The organism is Marinobacter sp. H13, from assembly GCF_059072335.1.
In genome coordinates, this window is record NZ_JCACRU010000001.1 from 1,373,878 (window position 1) to 1,395,841 (window position 21,964).

The 21,964-nt window shown below is 58.5% G+C and carries 18 protein-coding genes and 1 other RNA gene; 7 read left to right on the plus strand and 12 right to left on the minus strand.

All coding sequences use genetic code 11. The annotated features are described in order from the left end of the window. Positions 1–74: 74 nt before the first annotated feature. Positions 75–2,018: an ATP-dependent zinc metalloprotease FtsH gene (gene ftsH / locus AC5JQH_RS06600; RefSeq protein ID WP_169702170.1), complete on the minus strand. Its 1,944-nt coding sequence runs from the start codon at positions 2,016–2,018 to the stop codon at positions 75–77. A gap of 386 nt (positions 2,019–2,404) precedes the next feature. On the opposite strand from ftsH, the gene yhbY reads away from it, so the two are divergent. After that, positions 2,405–2,716 (plus strand): ribosome assembly RNA-binding protein YhbY, encoded by a 312-nt coding sequence (yhbY, locus tag AC5JQH_RS06605; protein ID WP_008171523.1) that lies wholly within the window; start codon positions 2,405–2,407, stop codon positions 2,714–2,716. 76 nt (positions 2,717–2,792) lie between these two features. Here yhbY and greA read toward each other — a convergent pair whose 3' ends face one another. The 7 genes from greA to grpE form a co-directional block, all read right to left on the minus strand. Then, the gene (greA, locus tag AC5JQH_RS06610) at positions 2,793–3,272 is read right to left on the minus strand and encodes a transcription elongation factor GreA (protein ID WP_075267597.1); all 480 of its coding nucleotides are present in this window, start codon (positions 3,270–3,272) and stop codon (positions 2,793–2,795) included. Between the two features lie 4 nt (positions 3,273–3,276). Continuing rightward, positions 3,277–6,495 (minus strand): carbamoyl-phosphate synthase large subunit, encoded by a 3,219-nt coding sequence (carB, locus tag AC5JQH_RS06615; RefSeq protein ID WP_273157111.1) that lies wholly within the window; start codon positions 6,493–6,495, stop codon positions 3,277–3,279. An 80-nt stretch (positions 6,496–6,575) separates the two neighbouring features. Next, positions 6,576–7,706, minus strand: a complete 1,131-nt coding sequence (gene carA / locus AC5JQH_RS06620; protein WP_491713282.1) for a glutamine-hydrolyzing carbamoyl-phosphate synthase small subunit — start codon at positions 7,704–7,706, stop codon at positions 6,576–6,578. Between the two features lie 194 nt (positions 7,707–7,900). After that, positions 7,901–8,701: a 4-hydroxy-tetrahydrodipicolinate reductase gene (dapB, locus tag AC5JQH_RS06625; protein WP_008171519.1), complete on the minus strand. Its 801-nt coding sequence runs from the start codon at positions 8,699–8,701 to the stop codon at positions 7,901–7,903. A gap of 26 nt (positions 8,702–8,727) precedes the next feature. Continuing rightward, the gene (dnaJ, locus tag AC5JQH_RS06630) at positions 8,728–9,855 is read right to left on the minus strand and encodes a molecular chaperone DnaJ (protein ID WP_014578300.1); all 1,128 of its coding nucleotides are present in this window, start codon (positions 9,853–9,855) and stop codon (positions 8,728–8,730) included. A gap of 78 nt (positions 9,856–9,933) precedes the next feature. Continuing rightward, positions 9,934–11,859, minus strand: coding sequence for a molecular chaperone DnaK (gene dnaK, locus AC5JQH_RS06635; protein WP_014578301.1), 1,926 nt, complete (start codon positions 11,857–11,859; stop codon positions 9,934–9,936). A gap of 92 nt (positions 11,860–11,951) precedes the next feature. Continuing rightward, positions 11,952–12,551, minus strand: coding sequence for a nucleotide exchange factor GrpE (gene grpE, locus AC5JQH_RS06640; RefSeq protein WP_008171515.1), 600 nt, complete (start codon positions 12,549–12,551; stop codon positions 11,952–11,954). 255 nt (positions 12,552–12,806) lie between these two features. Here grpE and recN point away from each other — a divergent pair, with 255 nt between their 5' ends. Then, positions 12,807–14,486: a DNA repair protein RecN gene (gene recN / locus AC5JQH_RS06645; RefSeq protein WP_053115472.1), complete on the plus strand. Its 1,680-nt coding sequence runs from the start codon at positions 12,807–12,809 to the stop codon at positions 14,484–14,486. Between the two features lie 104 nt (positions 14,487–14,590). Here recN and fur read toward each other — a convergent pair whose 3' ends face one another. Then, positions 14,591–15,001 (minus strand): ferric iron uptake transcriptional regulator, encoded by a 411-nt coding sequence (gene fur / locus AC5JQH_RS06650; RefSeq protein ID WP_008171512.1) that lies wholly within the window; start codon positions 14,999–15,001, stop codon positions 14,591–14,593. A gap of 122 nt (positions 15,002–15,123) precedes the next feature. Here fur and AC5JQH_RS06655 point away from each other — a divergent pair, with 122 nt between their 5' ends. Further along, positions 15,124–15,450: an outer membrane protein assembly factor BamE gene (locus tag AC5JQH_RS06655; RefSeq protein WP_053113044.1), complete on the plus strand. Its 327-nt coding sequence runs from the start codon at positions 15,124–15,126 to the stop codon at positions 15,448–15,450. Here the strand turns inward: AC5JQH_RS06655 and AC5JQH_RS06660 are convergent. The 3 genes from AC5JQH_RS06660 to AC5JQH_RS06670 all read right to left on the minus strand — a co-directional run bounded on the left by AC5JQH_RS06660 (position 15,444) and on the right by AC5JQH_RS06670 (position 17,875). Further along, entirely contained in the window at positions 15,444–15,734 is a 291-nt protein-coding gene (locus AC5JQH_RS06660) for an RnfH family protein (protein ID WP_053113045.1), read from the minus strand. The genes AC5JQH_RS06655 and AC5JQH_RS06660 overlap by 7 nt on opposite strands. Next, positions 15,731–16,177 (minus strand): type II toxin-antitoxin system RatA family toxin, encoded by a 447-nt coding sequence (locus AC5JQH_RS06665; protein ID WP_008171509.1) that lies wholly within the window; start codon positions 16,175–16,177, stop codon positions 15,731–15,733. Before AC5JQH_RS06665 ends, AC5JQH_RS06660 begins: the two co-directional genes overlap by 4 nt. A 72-nt stretch (positions 16,178–16,249) precedes the next feature. Beyond that, on the minus strand, positions 16,250–17,875 hold the full coding sequence (locus AC5JQH_RS06670; protein ID WP_474545790.1) for a sodium-dependent transporter: 1,626 nt from the start codon (positions 17,873–17,875) through the stop codon (positions 16,250–16,252). A 200-nt stretch (positions 17,876–18,075) separates the two neighbouring features. Here AC5JQH_RS06670 and smpB point away from each other — a divergent pair, with 200 nt between their 5' ends. From smpB to AC5JQH_RS06690, 4 genes are all read left to right on the plus strand, one after another. After that, positions 18,076–18,555 carry an SsrA-binding protein SmpB gene (gene smpB, locus AC5JQH_RS06675; protein WP_008171507.1) on the plus strand — a complete coding sequence of 160 codons (480 nt, stop codon included), beginning with the start codon at positions 18,076–18,078 and terminating at the stop codon, positions 18,553–18,555. Positions 18,556–18,695: 140 nt separating this feature from the next. Next, entirely contained in the window at positions 18,696–20,114 is a 1,419-nt protein-coding gene (locus AC5JQH_RS06680) for a WS/DGAT/MGAT family O-acyltransferase (protein ID WP_493805408.1), read from the plus strand. 90 nt (positions 20,115–20,204) lie between these two features. Then, positions 20,205–20,569: a transfer-messenger RNA gene (ssrA, locus tag AC5JQH_RS06685) on the plus strand. Positions 20,570–20,754: 185 nt separating this feature from the next. Continuing rightward, positions 20,755–21,885, plus strand: a complete 1,131-nt coding sequence (locus AC5JQH_RS06690; RefSeq protein ID WP_493805409.1) for a tyrosine-type recombinase/integrase — start codon at positions 20,755–20,757, stop codon at positions 21,883–21,885. Positions 21,886–21,964: the final 79 nt, after the last annotated feature.

Genomic DNA, 21,964 nt, shown 5'->3' on the forward strand with positions numbered 1-21,964 from the left:
CAAAAACAAACGCCGCCCGGAATCCGGGCGGCGCAGGGAACTACACTCTTTTTATAACCAAAAGCTGCTAGCCGTCAGTGTTCTCCGGCCGGCCGGCCAACGCCGGGATGACGACCGTCATCGGAAGCCTTTGGCTCCGGCGCCGTCTCAGGCTCGTCGGCCTTGACGCCACCAGCGGGACCACTGTCTCCCCAACCTTTCGGCGGGCGAGGTGTGCGGCCTTCCATGATGTCATCAATCTGGTGACGATCGATGGTTTCGTACTTCATCAACGCGTCGGCCATCATGTCGAGCTTGTCCCGGTTATCGACCAGAATCTGCTTGGCTTTTTCGTAGCAGCTGTCGATGATGTTGCGAACTTCCTCATCAATGCGCTGGGCCGTTTCCGGTGAGTACACCGTCTGGGACTGACCCGCAGACCGGCCGAGGAACGGCTCTTCGCTGTCGGTATCATACTGCAACGGACCCAGCTTCTCGGACAGACCCCAACGGGTCACCATGTTGCGGGCCAGACTGGTCGCCCGCTCGATGTCATTCGACGCACCGGTCGTCACACCATCAAAGCCCAGCGTCAGTTCTTCCGCGATGCGGCCACCGAACAGACTGCAGATCGAGCTGATCAGGAAGCGCTTGCTATGGCTGTACTTGTCTTCCTCGGGGAGGAACATGGTGACACCCAGAGCGCGGCCGCGCGGAATGATGCTCACCTTGTACACCGGATCGTGCTCCGGCATCAGACGACCCACAATAGCGTGGCCAGACTCGTGGTAAGCCGTATTCCGCTTTTCTTTCTCGCTCATCACCATGGACTTGCGCTCGGCGCCCATCATGATCTTGTCTTTGGCAAGCTCGAACTCTTCCATGGACACGAGACGCTGGTTGCGACGGGCCGCGAAGAGCGCCGCCTCGTTGACCAGGTTTGCGAGGTCCGCACCGGAGAATCCGGGCGTGCCACGAGCGATCAGAACCGGCTCTACGCCATCCGCCAGGGGCACTTTTTTCATGTGCACCTTGAGGATCTGCTCACGACCAATGATGTCTGGCAGGCCAACAACAACCTGACGGTCGAAACGGCCCGGGCGCAACAGTGCCGGGTCGAGAACGTCGGGACGGTTAGTAGCGGCAATTACGATAACGCCTTCATTACCCTCAAAACCGTCCATCTCAACGAGCAGCTGGTTGAGCGTCTGTTCACGCTCGTCATGACCGCCACCCATGCCGGCGCCACGGTGGCGACCAACAGCATCGATCTCGTCGATGAAGATAATGCAGGGGCTTTGCTTCTTGGCCTGTTCGAACATGTCACGAACCCGGGAAGCACCCACGCCCACGAACATTTCGACAAAGTCAGAACCGGAGATGGAGAAGAAGGGCACCTTGGCTTCGCCGGCAATAGCCTTGGCGAGCAGGGTTTTACCCGTACCCGGCTGACCAACCATCAGGACACCTTTGGGGATGCTGCCGCCAAGACGCTGGAATTTGCTGGGATCTCGCAGGAAATCCACCAGTTCCTTAACATCTTCCTTGGCTTCATCAACACCGGCCACGTCCGCGAAGGTGGTCTTGATCTGGTCTTCGCTCATCAGACGCGCTTTACTCTTGCCGAACGACATGGGGCCTTTGCCGCCACCGCCGCCCTGCATCTGGCGCATGAAGAACACAAACAGTGCGATGATGATCAGTATCGGAAACGCGGCTACCAGAAGCTGTGTCCACAGGCTCTGGCGCTCAGGCTCCTTACCGATAACCTCAACGTTGTTCGCGAGCAGATCGTCCATCAGCTTGTTGTCAGACACTTGAGGACGGATTGTCTGGAACTGGGAGCCGTCACCACGGGTACCCTGAACCTGCAACCCATCGATTGTGACCTGACGGACCTGGCCTTCCTGGACCATCTCCACAAACTGGGAATAGTTGACTTGTTGGCCGGTGGTGGTGGGAGAAAAGTTCTGAAACACCATCAGCAGCACGGCGGCTATAATTAGCCAGAGAACCAGATTTTTTGCCATATCGTTCAAGGATCATCACCTGTGAATTGTAGGGTTAACCTTTCTCAAAGCACCCTTTTCTGACACCTTACACCAATTGTACGCCCGTCCACCAGAAACGGCCCATCCGTATCGGCCACACGCAGCACACAGTTTTTTAATGAAAAGTCGCCTTAACCTTCATATTGGGCGCCATATCTGAAATTACAACAGCAACCCTCAATACGCCCCCAATTCCGCGAACCTTTTGACCCTTGCCACCCGGGTTGGTTCCTTCTGCTTGCTGCCCCCACGTCGATACGTGTTAACGGCCATTCTTACAGCGGAACGATCTGTTACAATTCGTCGATTATACGTTCAAGTCAGCCTTTCCGCCGCTGACCTTTTGTTAATTGCACCAATAAAGAGATTACATCATGAGTCTTTCACCGGAACAGCGCCGGGAATACCGGGCGATTGCCCACAACCTCAAGCCCGTCATCATTGTTGGCGACAAAGGCCTTTCCGAGGGACTGCAGGAAGAACTCGAGCGCGCACTGAATGATCATGAGCTGATCAAGATCAAGGTGGCGAGCCAAGACCGGGAAACCCGGCACGAGGCGATCACCGCGCTGTGCGAATCCTCTGGCGCCGAGCTCGTCCAGACCATCGGCAAGATCGCCGTCATACTGCGCCGGGCCAAAAAGCCGAACCCCAAGCTCTCCAACCTGTTGCGCCACAAACACTGATCCGCCCGGAACCCAGAAACAGAAAAGCCGGCTCGGGAAAACCCCAGCCGGCTTTTTTCGTTCAGCACAGACGAGATCAGATGTACTCGACCTGCTCAATCTCGTATTCCACGGTACCGGAAGGCACGCGAATGGCGACCACATCGCCCTCGCTCTTGCCTACCAGCGCCCGCGCAATCGGTGAGGAAATCGACAGCTTGCCTGCCTTGATATCCGCCTCATCCTCACCAACGATCTTGTAGATCACCTGTTCGTCCGTATCCATGTTAAGCAGGTGTACCGTGGTGCCGAAGATCACCTTGCCGGTATTCTCGATGGTGGTCACATCGATTACCTGAGCGGCTGAAAGCTTGCCCTCGATTTCCTGGATACGGCCTTCAATAAAGCTCTGCTGCTCGCGGGCAGCATGATATTCAGCGTTCTCTTTCAGGTCGCCGTGCTCCCGGGCATCGGCAATCGCCGCAATAACCCGGGGACGATCCTCGGACTTCAGCTTCTGAAGCTCCTCGCGGAGGCGGGTCTCGCCCGCCTTTGTCATCGGTACTCTGTCAGCCATAGTCTCACTTTCCTGCGTGAAGATCCTGGAGGCGGCGTACAGTGCGCTCCGGGCCGAACTTGATGGCCCGGCAGAAGGCTTCGCCGCCCGCCAGTGTTGTTGTGTAGGTTACCTTGGTCTGCAACGCCGACTGGCGGATCTGGGCCGAGTCGGAAATGGCCTTGCGACCTTCAGTGGTATTGATGATCAGCTGAACCTGTCCGTTCTTGATGGCGTCCACAATATGCGGACGGCCTTCACGGACCTTGTTCACCCGATCAACCTCGATTCCGGCCTCTTTCAGGGCCTTGGCGGTGCCGGTGGTAGCCACAAGCTTGAAGCCGGCTTCGACCAGATCCCGGGCCACTTTTGCGGCGCCGGGCTTGTCAACATCCCGCACAGACATGAACGCAGTGCCCTTGGCCGGCAGACGCTCACCAACAGCCAACGCGGCTTTGGCGAAGGCTTCGTCGAAGCTGTCACCCAGGCCCATGACCTCACCGGTCGATTTCATTTCCGGCCCAAGGATCGGATCCACCGCCGGGAACTTGTTGAACGGGAACACCGACTCTTTCACCGCATAATAGCTGGGGATGATTTCCTGGGTGAACTCCAGCTCTTTGAGGGTCTTGCCAGCCATCACCCGGGCCGCCACCTTGGCCAGGGACACACCGATGGCCTTGGACACGAACGGCACGGTACGCGAGGCCCGCGGGTTTACCTCGATCACGTAGATCTCGCCGTCCTGCCAGGCCAGCTGCACGTTCATCAGACCGACCACATCCAGCTCGATGGCCATCTTCTTGACGGCATCGCGCATTTCGTCCTGAACCTGCTGGGGCAGGGTGTACGGCGGCAGCGAGCAGGCGGAGTCACCGGAGTGAACACCGGCCTGCTCGATATGCTGCATGATGCCACCAATGACCACGTCTTTACCGTCGGAGATGGCGTCGATGTCCACCTCAATGGCGGCGTTCAGGAAGTGGTCGAGCAGCACCGGGCTGTCGTTCGAGACCAGCACTGCGTTGCGCATGTAGCGAACCAGTTCTTCCTCGTCGTAGACGATTTCCATGGCACGACCGCCCAGCACGTAAGACGGACGCACAACCAGCGGGTAGCCGATCTCTCTGGCTGCCAGGATGCCTTCCTCGTGGCTGCGCACGGTAGCGTTTTCCGGCTGCTTCAGGCCCAGGCGGGTGATCATCTGCTGGAACCGTTCCCGGTCCTCGGCACGGTCAATGGCGTCCGGGCTGGTGCCGATGATCGGCACACCGGCCGCTTCCAGGCCACGGGCCAGTTTCAGCGGGGTCTGGCCGCCGTACTGCACAATCACGCCCTTGGGCTTCTCGACGTGAATGATTTCCAGCACGTCTTCCAGGGTGATCGGCTCGAAGTACAACCGGTCGGAGGTGTCGTAGTCGGTGGACACGGTCTCCGGGTTGCAGTTGATCATGATGGTTTCGTAGCCGTCTTCACGCATGGCCAGGGCCGCATGCACACAGCAGTAATCGAACTCGATGCCCTGGCCGATCCGGTTGGGGCCACCACCGATCACCACGATCTTCTCGCGGTCGCTGGCGTCCGACTCGCACTCTTCCTCATAGGTGGAGTACATGTACGCGGTGTCGGAGGCAAACTCGGCGGCGCAGGTATCCACGCGCTTGTACACCGGGCGGATATCCAGATCGTGGCGCAGCTTGCGCAGGCTTACCTCGGAGATGCCCAGCAGTTTCGCCAGGCGGGCATCGGAGAAGCCCTTGCGCTTGAGACGGAACAGGGTGGCCTGGTCAATGTCGGCCTTGCCGGCACTCTTCAGCGCCTGCTCTTCCCTGATCAGGTCCTCGATCTGCACCAGGTACCAGGGATCCACGTGGGTATGCTCGTGCAGGTCCTCCACCGTCATGCCAGCCCGGAAAGCGTCGCCGATGTACCAGATGCGGTCGGCACCGGGCACATTCAGTTCGCGGGTCAGGGTCTCCCGGGAATTCTCGGAATCCAGATCTTCGAGTTTCTCATCAAAGCCTTCGGAGCCCACTTCCAGGCCGCGCAGGGCTTTCTGCAGGGATTCCTGGAAGGTCCGGCCGATGGCCATGACCTCACCCACGGATTTCATCTGGGTAGTCAGGCGGGCGTCGGCCTGGGGGAATTTCTCGAAGGTGAACCGGGGGATCTTGGTGACCACATAGTCGATGGACGGCTCGAACGAGGCCGGGGTGACGCCACCGGTAATTTCGTTGCGCAGTTCGTCCAGGGTGTAGCCCACCGCCAGTTTCGCGGCGACCTTGGCGATCGGGAAGCCGGTGGCCTTGGAGGCCAGCGCCGAGGAGCGGGACACCCGGGGGTTCATCTCGATGACGACCATGCGGCCGGTGTCCGGATTCATGCCGAACTGCACGTTGGAGCCGCCGGTTTCCACACCGATTTCACGCAGGACTGCCAACGAGGCGTTCCGCATGATCTGGTATTCTTTGTCAGTGAGGGTCTGGGCCGGGGCCACGGTGATGGAGTCACCGGTGTGCACACCCATGGCGTCGAAGTTCTCGATGGCGCAGACAATGATGCAGTTGTCGTTTTTGTCCCGGACGACTTCCATCTCGTACTCTTTCCAGCCGATCAGGGATTCGTCGATCAGCAGTTCGTTGGTCGGGGACAGATCCAGACCACGGGTGCAGATTTCCTCGAACTCGTCGCGGTTGTAAGCAATACCGCCGCCGGAGCCGCCCATGGTGAAGGACGGACGGATGATGCACGGGAAGCCGATGTCGTCAGCCACTTTCCAGGCTTCTTCCATGGAGTGGGCGATGGTGGCCCGCGGACACTCGAGGCCGATCTTCTTCATGGCCTTGTCGAAGCGGTCCCGGTCTTCGGCTTTATCAATGGTGTCGGCGTTGGCGCCGATCATTTCTACGCCGTGCTTTTCCAGAATGCCGTGGCGCTCGAGGTCCAGGGCGCAGTTCAGCGCGGTCTGGCCGCCCATGGTGGGCAACAGCGCATCCGGCTGCTCTTTCTCGATGATCTTCTCGACGGTCTTCCAGGTGATCGGCTCGATGTAGGTGGCATCGGCCATGACCGGGTCGGTCATGATGGTTGCCGGGTTGGAGTTAACCAGAATAACCCGGTAACCCTCTTCGCGCAGCGCCTTGCAGGCCTGGGCTCCGGAGTAATCAAACTCGCACGCCTGCCCGATCACGATGGGGCCGGCGCCCAGGATCAGGATGCTTTGGATGTCGGTACGTTTTGGCATGTCTTGGTAAACCTGTCAGCAACTTTTGAATTCTGGCAGCGCAACACGCGGCGCCCGTGAGTTTTCCGTGGCAATCGGTCTCAGGCCGATCGCGTCTCCATCAGGCGGATAAACTCGTCAAACAGCGGCGCCACGTCATGGGGGCCCGGGCTGGCTTCCGGGTGGCCCTGGAAGCTGTAGGCCGGCTTGTCGGTCCGGCGAATGCCCTGCAGGGTGCCGTCAAACAGGGACTTGTGAGTCGCCTCGACATTGGCCGGCAGAGTTGCCTCATCCACGGCAAACCCGTGGTTCTGGCTGGTGATCATCACCGTGCCGGTGGCGATATCCTGAACCGGATGGTTGGCTCCGTGGTGGCCATGCCCCATCTTCATGGTCTTGGCACCGCTGGCCAGGGCCAGCAACTGGTGACCCAGGCAGATACCAAACACCGGAATCTCGGTTTCCAGCACTTCCTTGATGGCGGTGATGGCGTAATCACAGGGCTCGGGGTCCCCGGGGCCATTGGACAGGAACACACCGTCCGGGTTCATCGCCAGAACCTCGGAGGCCGGAGTCTGCGCCGGCACCACGGTGATGTCGCAGCCCCGGGAGGCGAGCATGCGCAGGATGTTCAGCTTGACGCCGTAATCCCAGGCAACCACCTTGAACCGTGATTCCTCACGCTCACCGTAACCCTCGCCCAGGGTCCACTCCGTCTCTTTCCAGGACCAGATCTTGTCGGAGGTAACCTCTTTTGCCAGATCCATACCCTTGAGGCCCGGGAAGGCTTTTGCCAGTTCCAGAGCCCGCTCGGCAGTGGCGTTTTCACCGGCAACGATGGCACCGTTCTGGGAGCCTTTGTCCCGGAGGATGCGGGTCAGACGGCGAGTATCGATGTCGGCGATCCCAACAATGTTGTTGCTTCGCAGGTAATCGTCCAGAGTTCCCTTGCTACGCCAGCTGCTGGCCAGCAGAGGCAGATCGCGGATAATCAGGCCGGCGGCCTGGATGCGGTCTGACTCAATGTCTTCTTCGTTCACACCGGTGTTACCGATATGCGGGTAGGTCAGGGTCACGATCTGGCGGGAGTAGGACGGGTCGGTCAGGATTTCCTGGTAGCCGGTCATGGCGGTGTTGAACACCACTTCGCCGCTGGTTTCTCCGTCAGCGCCGATGGCTGTGCCGTAGAACAGGCTTCCGTCTGCGAGTGCAAGGATTGCTGGTGTGCTCAAGGCTTGTATCCTCATCGAGTGGCGTATCGGTTCGTCACGAACAGGAACGCAAGCGCAAATTCAGGTTGCAAAAAAGCGAGACGGAGTCTTAACTCGGTCCCGCTTTTTCAGAATCTTTGTGCAAAGGTACGCTTGGTGCAGTCAAACCGCCTTATTGTAAAAAATATGGCGCTTTGTGTCCACGAGAAATGGCCTCACTTGAGGTCCAGCACGTCCTGCATATCATAAAGCCCGGCCGGCTTATCCTTCAGCCATAAAGCGGCCCGCATGGCACCCTTGGCAAAGGTCATCCGGCTGCTGGCCTTGTGGGTCACCTCGATACGCTCACCCTCGGTGGCGAACAAGACGGTGTGATCACCCACCACATCCCCCGCCCGAATCGTTTCGAAACCGATTTCCTTGCGGGTTCGCTCGCCGGTGAAGCCCTCACGACCATAGACGGCACACTCTTTCAGGTCACGACCGAGGGCATCGGCGACGACTTCACCCATGCGCAGGGCCGTTCCCGAGGGCGCGTCTTTCTTGTGGCGGTGATGGGCTTCGATAATCTCCACGTCGTAGTCGTCACCCAGGGTTGCGGCGGCGGTGCGCAGCAGGTTGAGGACGACGTTAACGCCCACGCTCATGTTGGGCGCAAACACTACGGGCGTGGACTCGGCGGCCAGAGCCAGTTGCTGCTTTTCGGCGTCGGACATGCCGGTAGTGCCGATCACGAGCATCTTGCCGTTGGCCTTGCAGAACTCGGCGTTTTCCAGAGTCAGGTCCGGGAAGGTGAAGTCGATAAGCACATCGAAATCATCCTTCACATCGGCCAGGCTGCCGGCCATTTTGACGCCGGTTTTGCCGATCCCGGTCATTTCGCCGGCATCGGCGCCGATCAGGCTACTGCCGGGCTCGACCACGGCGGCACCCAGCTCGAGACCCTCGGTGCCGTCAACGGCTTCAATCAGGACTTTTCCCATGCGCCCGGCGGCGCCGATGATTGCTACCCTCATGCTCGCGTTCCTTCTTGTCGCGCCGATCAGAATTTCATTTCGTCGAAGAAGCTTTTCACGCCTTCAAACCAGGAGGTCTTCTTCGGGCCGTGCTCTGTGCCGTTACTGGCGTCCAGAGTTTTCTGGAACTCTTCCAGCAGCTCTTTCTGGCGCTTGGTCAGATTCACCGGCGTTTCCACGATCACACGGCACAGCAAGTCACCAGCAGGACCACCACGAACCGGGCTGACACCCTTGTTACGAAGGCGGAACAGCTTGCCGGTCTGGGTCTCCGGTGGAATCTTCAGTTTCACCCGGCCATCCAGTGTCGGCACCTCGAGCTCTCCACCCAGTGAGGCATCAACGATGCTGATGGGAACTTCGCAATAGAGGTTGCGGCCATCGCGGGTAAAGATGGAATGTTCCCGCACGGCTATCTGCACATACAGATCTCCGGGAGGACCACCATCGACGCCCATCTCGCCTTCACCGGAAAGGCGAATGCGGTCACCGGTGTCAACGCCGGGCGGCACCTTGACCGACAGTGTTTTCTCTTCCTGAACCCTGCCCTGACCGTGACAGGCCTTACAGGGGTTCTTGATGATCTGGCCGGAGCCCCGACAGGTCGGACAGGCCTGCTGTACGGTAAAGAAGCCCTGCTGCATGCGCACCTGCCCCATACCCTTACAGGTACTGCAGGTTTCCGGGCGGGAGCCTTTCTCGGCGCCGCTGCCGTCGCATACTTCACATTCGCGATGCCCCGGGATCTTGATCTGGACCGTCTTGCCTTTCACGGCCTCTTCCAGATCCAGCTCCAGGGTGTAGCGCAGGTCCGCACCCCGGGTGTTGCGGCCACGACCGCCGCCACCAAAGATGTCGCCGAATACATCGCCGAAGATATCCGAGAAGCTGGCACCGCCGCCTCCGAATCCGCCGCCACCGGCCTGGCCGTCAACGCCGGCGTGGCCGAACTGGTCGTAGGCAGCCCGCTTGGACGGCTCTGCCAGTACTTCGTAGGCTTCGCTGGCCTCCTTGAACTTGTTCTCGGCTTCGGTGTCGTCCGGGTTACGGTCGGGGTGGTACTTCATGGCGAGCTTTCGGTAGGCTCGCTTGATTTCCTTCTCGTCCGCGTCCCGGGAAATCCCGAGAATCTCGTAATAATCGCGCTTGGCCATGCTTTTAAAACCCTGTTTTTAAACGCGGAAAACGCGGGGATCTCCCCGCGTTTTCCAACTACCTGATGTACGTCAGATTTATCGCTTGTCGTCGTCTTTGACTTCTTCGAACTCAGCGTCGACAGCATCGTCAGACTTCTGGCCCTGGGCTTCTTCCTGCCCACCGGCTTGCTGGGTCTGATCCGCCTGATCTGCATACATCTTCTGGGCCAGCTCGGAAGAGACCTCGGTCAGCTTCTGAGTCTTGGCTTCGATGTCTTCCTTGTCGGAACCTTCCAGAGCGGTTTCGAGCTCCTTGATGGACGCTTCGATGGACTCTTTCTCGCTGTCGCTGACCTTGTCACCGGCTTCGTTCAATGTCTTGCGAACGGCGTGAACCATCGCGTCGCCCTGGTTGCGAACCTGGACAAGCTCTTCGAACTTGCGATCTTCCTCGGCGTTGGCCTCGGCGTCCTGAACCATCTTCTCGATTTCGTCATCGTTCAGACCGGAAGAGGCCTTGATCACGATTGACTGCTCTTTACCAGTCGCCTTGTCTTTGGCAGACACGTTCAGGATACCGTTGGCGTCGATATCGAAGGTAACTTCAATCTGCGGCACACCACGCGCTGCCGGCGGAATATCAGCCAGATCGAAACGGCCCAGCGATTTGTTCTGGGCAGCCTGCTTACGCTCACCCTGAACCACGTGAATGGTTACCGCGGTCTGGTTGTCGTCCGCTGTGGAGAACGTCTGCGACTTCTTGGTCGGAATCGTGGTGTTCTTGTCGATCAGCGGAGTTGCCACACCGCCCATGGTTTCGATACCCAGGGTCAGCGGGGTTACGTCCAGCAGCAGAACGTCTTTCACATCACCGGAGAGAACGGCCGCCTGGATGGCAGCACCCATCGCCACAGCTTCGTCCGGGTTAACGTCCTTGCGGGCTTCTTTGCCGAAGAACTCTTTCACTTTTTCCTGCACCAGCGGCATGCGGGTCTGACCGCCGACCAGGATAACCTCGTCGACTTCGCCTGCCTTCATGCCTGCGTCCTGCAGCGCCACTTTACACGGCTCGAGGCTGCGCTGAACCAGGTCTTCTACCAGAGATTCCAGCTTGGCACGGGTCAGCTTCACGTTCATGTGCTTGGGACCAGACGCGTCTGCGGTGATGTACGGCAGGTTAACGTCGGTCTGCTGGCTGCTGGAAAGCTCGATCTTGGCTTTTTCGCCCGCTTCCTTCAGACGCTGCATCGCCAGGGAATCGCCGCGCAGGTCGATACCGCTGTCTTTCTTGAACTGGTCTGCCAGGTACTCGATGATCTTCAGGTCGAAGTCTTCACCACCCAGGAAGGTGTCACCGTTGGTGGCCAGAACCTCGAACTGGTGCTCACCGTCAACATCGGCAATTTCGATGATGGACAGGTCAAAGGTACCACCGCCCAGGTCATATACCGCCACGGTACGATCGCCGCTCTTCTTGTCCAGGCCATAAGCCAGGGCTGCTGCGGTCGGCTCGTTGATAATCCGCTTCACTTCCAGACCGGCGATCTTGCCTGCATCTTTGGTAGCCTGACGCTGGCTGTCGTTGAAGTAGGCCGGAACAGTGATGACGGCTTCGGTCACTTTTTCGCCCAGGTAGTCTTCTGCAGTCTTCTTCATCTTCTTGAGAACTTCTGCAGACACCTGCGGCGGCGCCATTTTCTCGCCCTTCACTTCAACCCAGGCATCACCGTTGTCTGCCTTGGCAATCTTGTAGGGCACCATCTTGATGTCTTTCTGGACCACATCGTCTTCAAAACGACGACCGATCAGACGCTTGATGGCGTACAGAGTGTTGTTCGGGTTGGTAACCGCCTGGCGCTTGGCTGACTGGCCAACCAGGGTCTCACCATCGTCGGTGTAGGCGATGATGGACGGGGTGGTGCGATCACCCTCGGCGTTCTCGATTACCTTCACCTTGTCGCCATCCATGATGGCTACACAAGAGTTGGTCGTTCCCAGGTCGATACCGATAATCTTGCTCATTGAGTCACTCCAATTCTTCTGAATGCTTTCCAGGAGGCCATTTGCCTCCGCTTTCGCTATTTACTGGCTATATTGGCGCTTTAATCGGCTTTTCAAGCCTGCTCATCAATTTTTGGTGCATCTTCCGCTTTCGCGACCACCACCATGGCCGGCCGCACAACACGACCATTCAGCAGATACCCTTTCTGCACCACGGCTACCACGCTGTTCGGCTCGGCATCCGGCGCAGGCACCATGGACATGGCCTCGTGATGCTGGGGATCGAAGGGTGCGCCCACCGGGTTGATCTGCTCAACGTTGAATTTCTTCAGGCTGGACATGAAAAGACTCAGGGTCATTTCCACGCCTTCGCGAATTGAGGCAACCAGTTCGCCGGACTCATCGTGACCCTCGGTGCTCTCGACCGCCTTCTCAAGGCTGTCAGCTACCGGCAACAGCTCCTTGACGAACTTTTCCAGGGCAAACTTGTGCGCCTTCTCAACGTCGATCTCGGCCCGACGGCGCACGTTCTGCATTTCCGCCTGGGAGCGCAGCATCTGCTCCTGGAATTCCTGAACCTGAGCCTGGAGCGCTTCCACTTCGGAGGTTTCGTTGTCGCCGGCTTCGCCTTCAGCGGCCTGGGCCTCCTCTTTCGCAGCCTCGAGGGCTTCGTTCAGTTCCTCATGCTCGTTGCGGTTCTCGTCAGTGCTCATGGCTACTCCTGCTTCATCTAAAGCGGCCCGCTGTCAGTGGCCGGTTGAACATGGGCTCCGGCCGCCTCGAGCCGGAAAATGTCGTTGCGAACGGATATGGGGCCCGCTCTCCAGGTTTCAACCACCAAAGCCTGCAATCCTGAAGAAAATACCTGCCTCAGGTTTGCAAACCACAAAAACCCTGTATATATTCACAGTCACTGTATACATCCACAGTGTTTTGCCGGTTTCAGGAACAACGCGGAGGTTATCTGCATGCTGACTCAACTTACGGTTTCCAATTACGCCATCGCTGAACGGGTGGAACTCCAGTTCAGCAAGGGCATGACCGCATTGACCGGCGAGACCGGCGCCGGAAAATCCATCGTTCTGGACGCCCTCGGCCTGGCCATGGGTGGCAGAGCCGATGCCGGCGCCGTCCGGCATGGCGCCAAACGCGCCGACATCACAGCGACCTTCGACGTATCCGGCATTCCCGAGGCAACCGAATGGTTGGCAGAACACGAGCTGGATGACGACAACGATTGCATCCTGCGCCGGGTCATCAGCAAGGATGGCCGCTCCCGCGCCTACATCAATGGCCAACCCTGCCCCCTGAACCACCTCAAGGAACTGGGCGGTGTGCTAATGGATATTCACAGCCAGCATCAGCACCAGTCTCTTTTGCGCAAGGAAACCCACCGCAAGCTGGTGGACGAGTTCGCCGGCGTTGAGACCCTGGCCGCTGAAACACGGGAAGCCTGGAAATCCTGGAACCAGATCCGCCAGCGGCTGACCGAACGCCAGCAGAATGCCGATGAAGCAGAGGCCAAACTCCAGCTTTTGCGGTATCAGGTGGAAGAACTGGATCGTCTGGCCCTGGAAGCGGGCGAGCAGGAAAACCTGGAACAGGAACAGGCGCAGCTCAGCCAGGCTGATACGGTTCTGCACAACAGCCATCAGGCCGCCCTGCTTTGCACCGAAGATGAAACCAGCGCAGTGGATCTGGTGCGCCAGGCGTTACAGCAGCTGGAGCAGCTTCCGGTGGATGTTCCCGCACTGGCAGACACGATCCAGATGCTGAACGAAGCCCAGATCCAGATCAGTGAGGCCGGCGACAACCTTCGCCATTTCGTCGAGGACTACGAGGCCGATCCGGCTCGACTGGCGGAAGTGGAAGAACGGCTGAGCGCCATCTACCAGATGGCCCGCAAACACCGGATCACACCGGAAGAATTACCGGAACTGCATCAGCGCCTGAGTGCGGAGCTGGCCGAGCTGGACGGTGGCGAAGGCAGCCTGGAGCAGCTGGCCGCAGAGCTGGACAGCCAGCGCGGACACTTCGATGAACTGGCCGCGGAGCTGTCAGAGGCCCGTGCCAGGGCCGCCGCCGAACTGGATCAGCGGGTCGCAGCGGAGCTCGCCCAGTTAAGCATGCCCAACATGCAGTTCATTACACACCTGAACCGCAGCAACGGTGGGGAGCCGGCACCCCACGGACTGGAAGAGATTGAATTCCTGGTCAGCGCCAACCCGGGGCAACCTGCGCGGCCACTGGCCAAAGTAGCCTCCGGCGGCGAACTGTCGCGGATCAGCCTTGCCATCCAGGTGGTGGTTGCCCAGACATCAACCACACCCACACTGGTCTTCGATGAAGTGGATGTCGGCATTGGCGGCGGCACGGCCGAGGTGGTTGGCCGACTGTTACGGACTCTTGGCGGCAACGGACAGGTGCTCTGCGTCACCCACCTGCCGCAAGTGGCGGCCCAGTGTCATCAGCACCTGTTTGTCAGCAAGTTCACCGAGCAGGATGCCACCTTCTCGAAAATCGAGACGCTGGACGATCAGGGCAGAATCAGTGAAGTGGCGAGAATGCTGGGAGGCGTGGACATGACCGAACATACGATCGCTCATGCCAGGGAAATGTTTTCAAAGGGGCAGGCAACCCATCACTGAGCCGCGAGCAACGATCCACTACCCCTCTCGATCCTGAGAGCTGTTGGGGCGGGCCATAAACCCGCCCCTTTTTTCGTTCCTTCAGCCAACGACCCGAGCCAGGCTCAGGACTTGATCGGCTTTACGTACAGAATCAGGCTGTGGTCGACGATTTCGTAACCGTGCTCTTCGGCAATCTTCTTTTGTCGCTCTTCAATGACCTCGTCGACAAACTCGACTACCTCACCCGTCTGGGTGCACACCATATGGTCGTGGTGGTCGTCGCCGGCCATCTCGAACACGGCATGGCCGCCCTCAAAATTATGGCGCAGTACCAGCCCTGCTGCTTCAAACTGCGTCAGCACCCGGTAGACTGTTGCCAGCCCCACGTCATCGCCTTGCTCCAGAAGCTTCTTGTATACATCTTCGGCACTGAGGTGATGCTCCTCCGCGGTCTCCAGAATGTTGAAGATTTTGACCCGCGGCAGAGTCACTTTCAGACCGACTTTTCGTAATTCGGCGTTTTCGGATGACATGTTACTATTCACTCTTTGGTGTGCCTCACGGCTTCCGGTATGATGAAGCCGCCATTGAACGGTTAACCCGTGTCACACCTGCCTCTGGCAGGCGATTTCAAGATAGAGGATTTCCCCCGGCGATGCAAAAGCTCACAGCTCTCATTCTCACTTTCGTTCTATCCGGTTGCGTTTTCCCGGGCGTCTACAAAATCAACGTCCAGCAGGGAAACATCGTTACCGATGAGGAGCTGACGCAGCTGACCGAGGGCATGCCACGCAGCCAGGTGCACGCCGTGATGGGAACACCGCTCATGCTCAACCCGGTTGACCCCTCCCGCGAATACTACGTGTATACCTTCCAGAGAGAAGGCGGGGACATCCAGGAACAGCGCATTATCGTGTACTACGAGAACGACCAGTACGCCTATTACGAGGCACAACTGCTGGAAGAAACGCCGGCCTACTGAGCCTGACCTTTCTTTTTCGCCCGATTCAGTCGCGCCTGCTTCGGATCGATCTTCAGCGGGCGATACAACTCCACCCGGTCACCCTCACGCAGTTCATGGGCGGCCGGGTCCTTGATCACCTTGCCGAACACGCCCATATCAATCGTATCCGGATCGATCTCCGGAAAAATATCACTGATCCCAGACAGCTTGGCCGCTTCCAGGGCAGTTGTGCCCTCGGGCACATTTACCGGCACAATTTCCTGCCGGTCAGGCCGGGCATAGGCCACTTCCACCTGAATCATGCACCCTCCTTCCGGTAAAGCTCATCAGCGCGCCGGCAAAAGGCATCCACCATCGTATTGGCCGCCTGACTGAATACCGGCCCGAAGGTCATCCTTGAAAGCGATCCGGAGAATTCGAACTCCAGGGTCAGGATCACCTTGCAGGCGTTCTCGTCCAGGGATTTGAAATGCCATCGACCGGTCAGGTTGCGAAAAGGGCCATCCACCAGGTTCATCTCGATCGCCTCAGGCATCAGCAACTGATTCCGGGTTGTGAGCGTGTGCCGCACCCCACCCTTGGCGATTTCTAGCGACGCTGTCACCTGCTCGGGCTGGCGCTCATGAATCTCCGCGCCAGCGCACCAGGGGAGAAACTCCGGGTAACGGGCGATGTCATTCACCAGGTGAAACATGCGCTCGGCGGAGTGCATAACCAAAGCTGTTTTATCAATCTGATGGGGCATTGGAACCGGTTGTCCTGCTTGCAAACACGCTGTGAAAAGGTTGCAGACTTCTGGAGAGGAAGACAGCCTCAATCACACGCTATCATAAAGGATATCGTCCTGTTTTGGGGCTTTTTCGCCTGACTTACCACCACTTTCCTCCACCCCCGGCGGCTTCTGGTCTGACACGGGCGCTGTCTTCTCGGCCTCGGCGGCTTTCTCCTCCGGCTCGGCCGGCGTAGCGGCAAAAGGCCGATCTCTCGCTGGCACTTCCCCGTCGTCCGAGACCATGGCAGCGGGCTGATCGCACCAGGCTGCAACATTACCGTTGCTGCAAAGGTTAGCCAGTGAAAAGGCCGTGTACTGGATCCCTATCCACGCAACAACGAGGGGCAGCACCAGGCGCATCACCCAGAACCAGATGCTGGCGAACAGTCTTGGCGTTGCGCCGAGCATGGTACCCGAAAGGTGCCGGGTCAGGCACCAGCCGGTAAACAGCGCAATCAAGATGGCCACGAGCGGAATCAGCAGGCCACCGGTGATCAGCTCCAGCCAGCGGAACATGGTGGCGCCGCCCATCCGCTCCTCGGCCCAGACATTAAACGACAGCAGAGACGCGAGCCCGGCCAGCCACACCGACAGACCAATCAGCAGCACCGACAGTGCCCTGGGCGCCCCGGTCCACTCACGAAACCAGCCCACGATGGGCTCCAGCAGATTCAGGGATGTGGTCCAGACAATCAGCACCACTAGCAGAAAAATAGCGGCGATCACGAACTGGCTCGCGGGCAACTGGGCCAGCGTGACCGGCATGGAAACAAAGAGCAGGCTGAAGCCCCGTTCACCGTCAAAGCTGTTGCCGTCTGTTGCGATCGCGAAGATCATCAGGCCAGCCAGGATCGCCACCAGGGTATCCATCAGCACCACGGCCAGAATCGAACGCTTCAGACGGGTTTGAGGCGTGGTGTACGAGCCCAGTATCGCCCAGACACCCATACCGAGCCCGAGCGTAAAAAAGGCATGAAACAATGCGGCTTTCAGGCTTTCCCAGGAAAGGTCCTCGGGATGCATGGCCAGAATATGGTTGATGGCCCCGTCGATCCGACCATGCCAGGCAGCCAGGGCGAACAGCACGAGCATCAGCACGAGGGCGCCCGGCACAACCACCCTCAGGGCCCTTTCCAGCCCCCTCACTACGCCCTGCGCCGAGACCCAAAGTACCAGTAGCAGAAAGAAGATATGCCAGGCCATGAATACCCGGTACTGCCTGGGGTCGGACACCAGCCCCGCCAGAATCCCGGTTGCCTCTGCCTCACCGGCGCCGGAGAAACGGCCAAGTGCGCCGAAGAACACGTAAGCCAGAGCAATGGATCCGAAGACTGCCGTAAAAGAGAGCACCAGAAAGGCGGCCAGTATGCTGAGCCGGCCAACCGCCATCCAGGCCCGGGACTGCCTGGCACTGCGAATCAACCCGTCCATGGCCAATACAATGCCGTGCCGGGAATACCGGCCAACAGCCGCTTCAGTCACCATCAGTGGCAGGGTCACCAGCAGCAGACAGGCGAGGTAAAGCAGGATGAACAAGCCACCACCATGCAGACTGGCCAGATAAGGGAACTGCCACAGGTTGGCAAGACCCACGGTAGCGCCCACCGCGGCCCAGAAGAAGGTTGATTTTCGGGTAAAGGACCCGATATGTGTCTGATACGGCGTAGGCATTCGCTTCCCTGAGGCCACTCAACAGGTCGGGGAGAAAGTCTGGGCCAGTATTGTAGCTGAAGGATCCCGTCGCGCACGAACCAGACACCGCCACAACGCCGAATTCGTGACCGGTCCGCCACTGTTGGGCTACAATGCGCCTTTTTCCGGCTGCAGCAACGCCGGCCCGTTCATTCGTCCGACCCCGGATTCATTGATTCATGAGCAAGAAAAAACCCGGAACGCCGAGCAATACCATTGCGCTGAACAAAAAGGCGAAGCACGAGTATCACATTGAGGAACGCTTTGAAGCGGGTCTCTCCCTGCTGGGCTGGGAAGTGAAGTCCCTGCGTGCGGGCAAGGCCCAGCTGGTGGACGCCTATGTGCTGCTCAAGGACGGCGAAGCCTGGTTGCTCGGCTCTCACATTACCCCGTTGATTGCGGCGTCCACCCACGTGATCGCAGACCCGACGCGCACGCGCAAGCTCCTGCTTCACGCCAAGGAAATTGCCAAGATCGTTGGCAAGGTCAACCAGGCCGGCTACACCTGCATTCCGCTGGCGTTGTACTGGAAAAACAACAAGGTCAAATGCGAAATCGCCCTGGTAAAAGGCAAGAAGCTGTTCGACAAGCGCGCCACCGAGAAAGAACGCGACTGGAACCGCCAGAAGCAACGCATCCTGCGCGAAACCAACGTTTGATCCTGCCCGCCACCAATTAACAAATACCTGACGCCGGTCATGGCCGGCGTGAACGGGTATGTCGCATACTCACTCTCTTTGTTCAGAATTCCATCGGGCCTATACTCGGGAACTCTGGTGCATGGCAAAGGGAGCCGCTTATGTCACCCAAACAGATACCAATGTCCGCCGTAGACCGCGCATGGCTACGCATGGACTCGCCCCAGAACCCCATGATGATCTGCGGGGTATGGACACTGGAACGCCCCGTATCGATGAACCGCCTCAGGCACACGCTCGAGGAGCGGTTTCTCTGCTTCAACCGGTTCCGGCAACGGGTGATCGACACTGGCGACCGGGCGTACTGGCAGGACGATCCCCTGTTCGACCTGGACAACCATCTGCACCGCATCGCCCTGCCGGGCAAGGCCGATAAGGCAGAGCTCCAGAAGCTGGTCAGTGACATGAACAGCACGTCGCTGGATTTCCGGCAACCGCTCTGGCAAATGCACTACATCGACAATTACGGGGACGGCGGCGCGCTACTCATCCGCATTCACCACTGCATCGCCGATGGCATCTCGCTGGTTCGTGTGATGCTGTCACTGACCGACAAAACGCCGGAACCCCGGCTGGGCAAAGTGGCCCGCAAGCGTCGCTCCAAACCCGGCAGGAAATCGGCCATCCAGAACTTTCTGCACCGTGCCGTGGATAGCGCGCAGACAGCCACCAACCAAGCCAGACTGTTTATCCAGTCCGTCCGTGAGGAGCCCAACTACCCGTTAAAACTGGCCACCACCGCCAGCGGTGTCGCCCTTGACCTCCTGAAACTGGGCCTGGCGCCCGGCGAACCCAAAACCGGACTGAAAGAGCCGTTATCCGGGCGCAAGCAAGTGGCCTGGGCCGATCCCCTCGACCTTGCCGAGGTAAAGGCCTGTGCCAAGGCTCTGGGGGGCACCATCAACGATGCCCTCCTTTGCACCGTTACAGGCGCCTTGCAGAGACATTTTGCCGCCCACAAAGAAACCATCCCCGAGTGCGGCATTCGGGTTGCCGTACCGTTCAATCTGCGGCCTCTTGATCAGCCCATCGAAACCCTCGGCAACAAGTTCGGGCTCGTACTGGTTACCCTGCCGGTGGAAGTGAGGGACCCGCTCATGTGCTTCCGCCAGGTGCAGGAGAACATGAACCGGCTCAAACAGTCCTATCAGGCCCAGGTTACCTACAGCCTGCTTGATATCTTCGGGCGCGGCCCCGATGTTATCGAACGAAGGGCCCTGGATCTGCTCAGCAACAAGGCCTCGGCGGTACTGACCAACGTGCCCGGCCCGAAAGAGCCCCTGTACCTGGCGGGCAGTAAGCTGACCCAGCCTATGTTCTGGGTACCCCAGAGCGGCAACATCGGCATCGGCATGAGCATTCTCAGTTACGCCGGCACCGTTCAGTTTGGCATTACCGTCGACAAGGCCATCCACGCCGATCCAAATGCCGTGATGGACTACTTCCGGGAAAGCTTCCAGGCCCTGAGCCACGCGGCCCTGGCCGGCAGGCATGGCAGTCATGAACGCAAGGCCAGCTAGGCCGGTAGGTACATTTACCGGCCCGGCGGCACAAAACTGCAACAAACAAACCTTGAAGTCCGGCGAACCGGACACATATACTGGGTGTAAGGGGACGACATGGCTTCGACGCTGGTGGCGATCCCTTGAGTGCATGTCGAGATGGCAGCGAATCTCGTTAATCCAAAGCTGCAACGCAATAGTCGCAAACGACGAAAACTACGCACTAGCAGCGTAAGCTGCTAGTCGTCCTGACCGGGTCGCCCGTAGCCCGGAAGCAACATCTCAGGACGTCATCGCTTACGGGATGCTCCGTTATCCAGAGTTCACTGGCTAGCGGCTAAGATTTAAAGAACTCGGTTCCTGCACCCTGGCTCTCGGGTCGCTCGAACTTAAATCAATAGAGAGACGCTAAACATGTAGACCTCAAGGCTGAGTACTGGCGGACGCGGGTTCAATTCCCGCCGTCTCCACCAACCAAGAGTTTCAGGGGGTCTGAAAAGATCCAATGAAACGCCCTAAAGCCCCGGAAACGGGGCTTTTTTTATGCCTTTTGGTCCAGCAAGGTCGATTAGGATCTATTGAGATCCAGGACTTTTTGCGGGTAACATTGTGGGTAACACCACTTTTTCAGACTTCGTTACCCACAAAATGGACAATCATGGCCCGCCAACTCAATAAGCTCTCCGCTAACGAAGTAAAAAATGCAAAGGGTTCCGGAAAGATACGGAAGCTGGCAGACGGTGGCGGCCTGACACTGATCGTCAAAGGTGAGTCCAAATATTGGTGGCTGAGGTATCGCTTTGCGGGTAACGAGAAGACCCTATCGCTGGGCAGTTACCCACAAGTGACTCTCGCCGATGCTCGCCGGGCTAGGGATGAAGCCAGGGCATTACTCCAGCAGAACACCGACCCCAGCGCGCATCGACAGCGGGAGTCCACACAGCGTGTATCCGACGGCGAGAATACCTTTCGCACGCTCTGTGAGGATTGGTACAAGCAGAAACACTACGTTGAGGTGACGGAAGCGCATGCCGTTCGGAACTGGAGAAGGCTGGAGATCTATACCTTTCCCCTACTGGCCAGGCGCCCTATTCGCTCCATTCAGCCCGCAGATGTCCTGCAAGTCTTGGATGCCATTGTCAAAAAAGGCAACACAGAGACCGCACACAGGGTCAAAACCCTTATCAGCCTGGTGTTCCGATATGCAGTTGCAACATCGAGGGTCGACTCCGACGTTACCCGCGATCTGACTGGTTACTTACCCAACACAAAAGTGAAACACCAGCACGCACTGGTTCGCCCCGATGAAGTCTCACAGCTACTTAAAGACATCCATGTCTACCCGGGAAACTTTGCTACGTCAGCTGCCTTGAGGTTATCCCCGATGGTGTTTACACGTCCTGGCGACACCAGGCAGATGCTTTGGGAGCATGTCGATTTCGATAAGGCTCAGTGGGAACTCCCCACCACAAAGAACGGCGCGCCGTTGATTGTCCCCCTCTCGCGTCAGGCAGTTACCCTCCTGAGGGAAGTAGAACCAGTTACCAAGCACCGGAGCCGGTATGTATTCCCAAATGCTCGGGATGCGAAACGCCCCATGAGTAACGTGGCTATCAAGGCAGCATTGGATCGGATGGGGTACGGTGGCAAGATGACGGCCCACGGTTTTCGGGCTATGGCGCGGACTCTGCTCCAAGAGGAGCTCAAGTACTCCGTCCACCTGATTGAAATGCAGTTAGCCCGGATTTCTCATAGTGCTCCAACAACCTTCGCAGACCAAGCCTGGTAGTGCCAGATCCGAGTGGTCATGGTCGAAGTTGGCGATTATTTAGCCAGTTTCCGGCATTCAGGCACAACTCCCCCTTTCC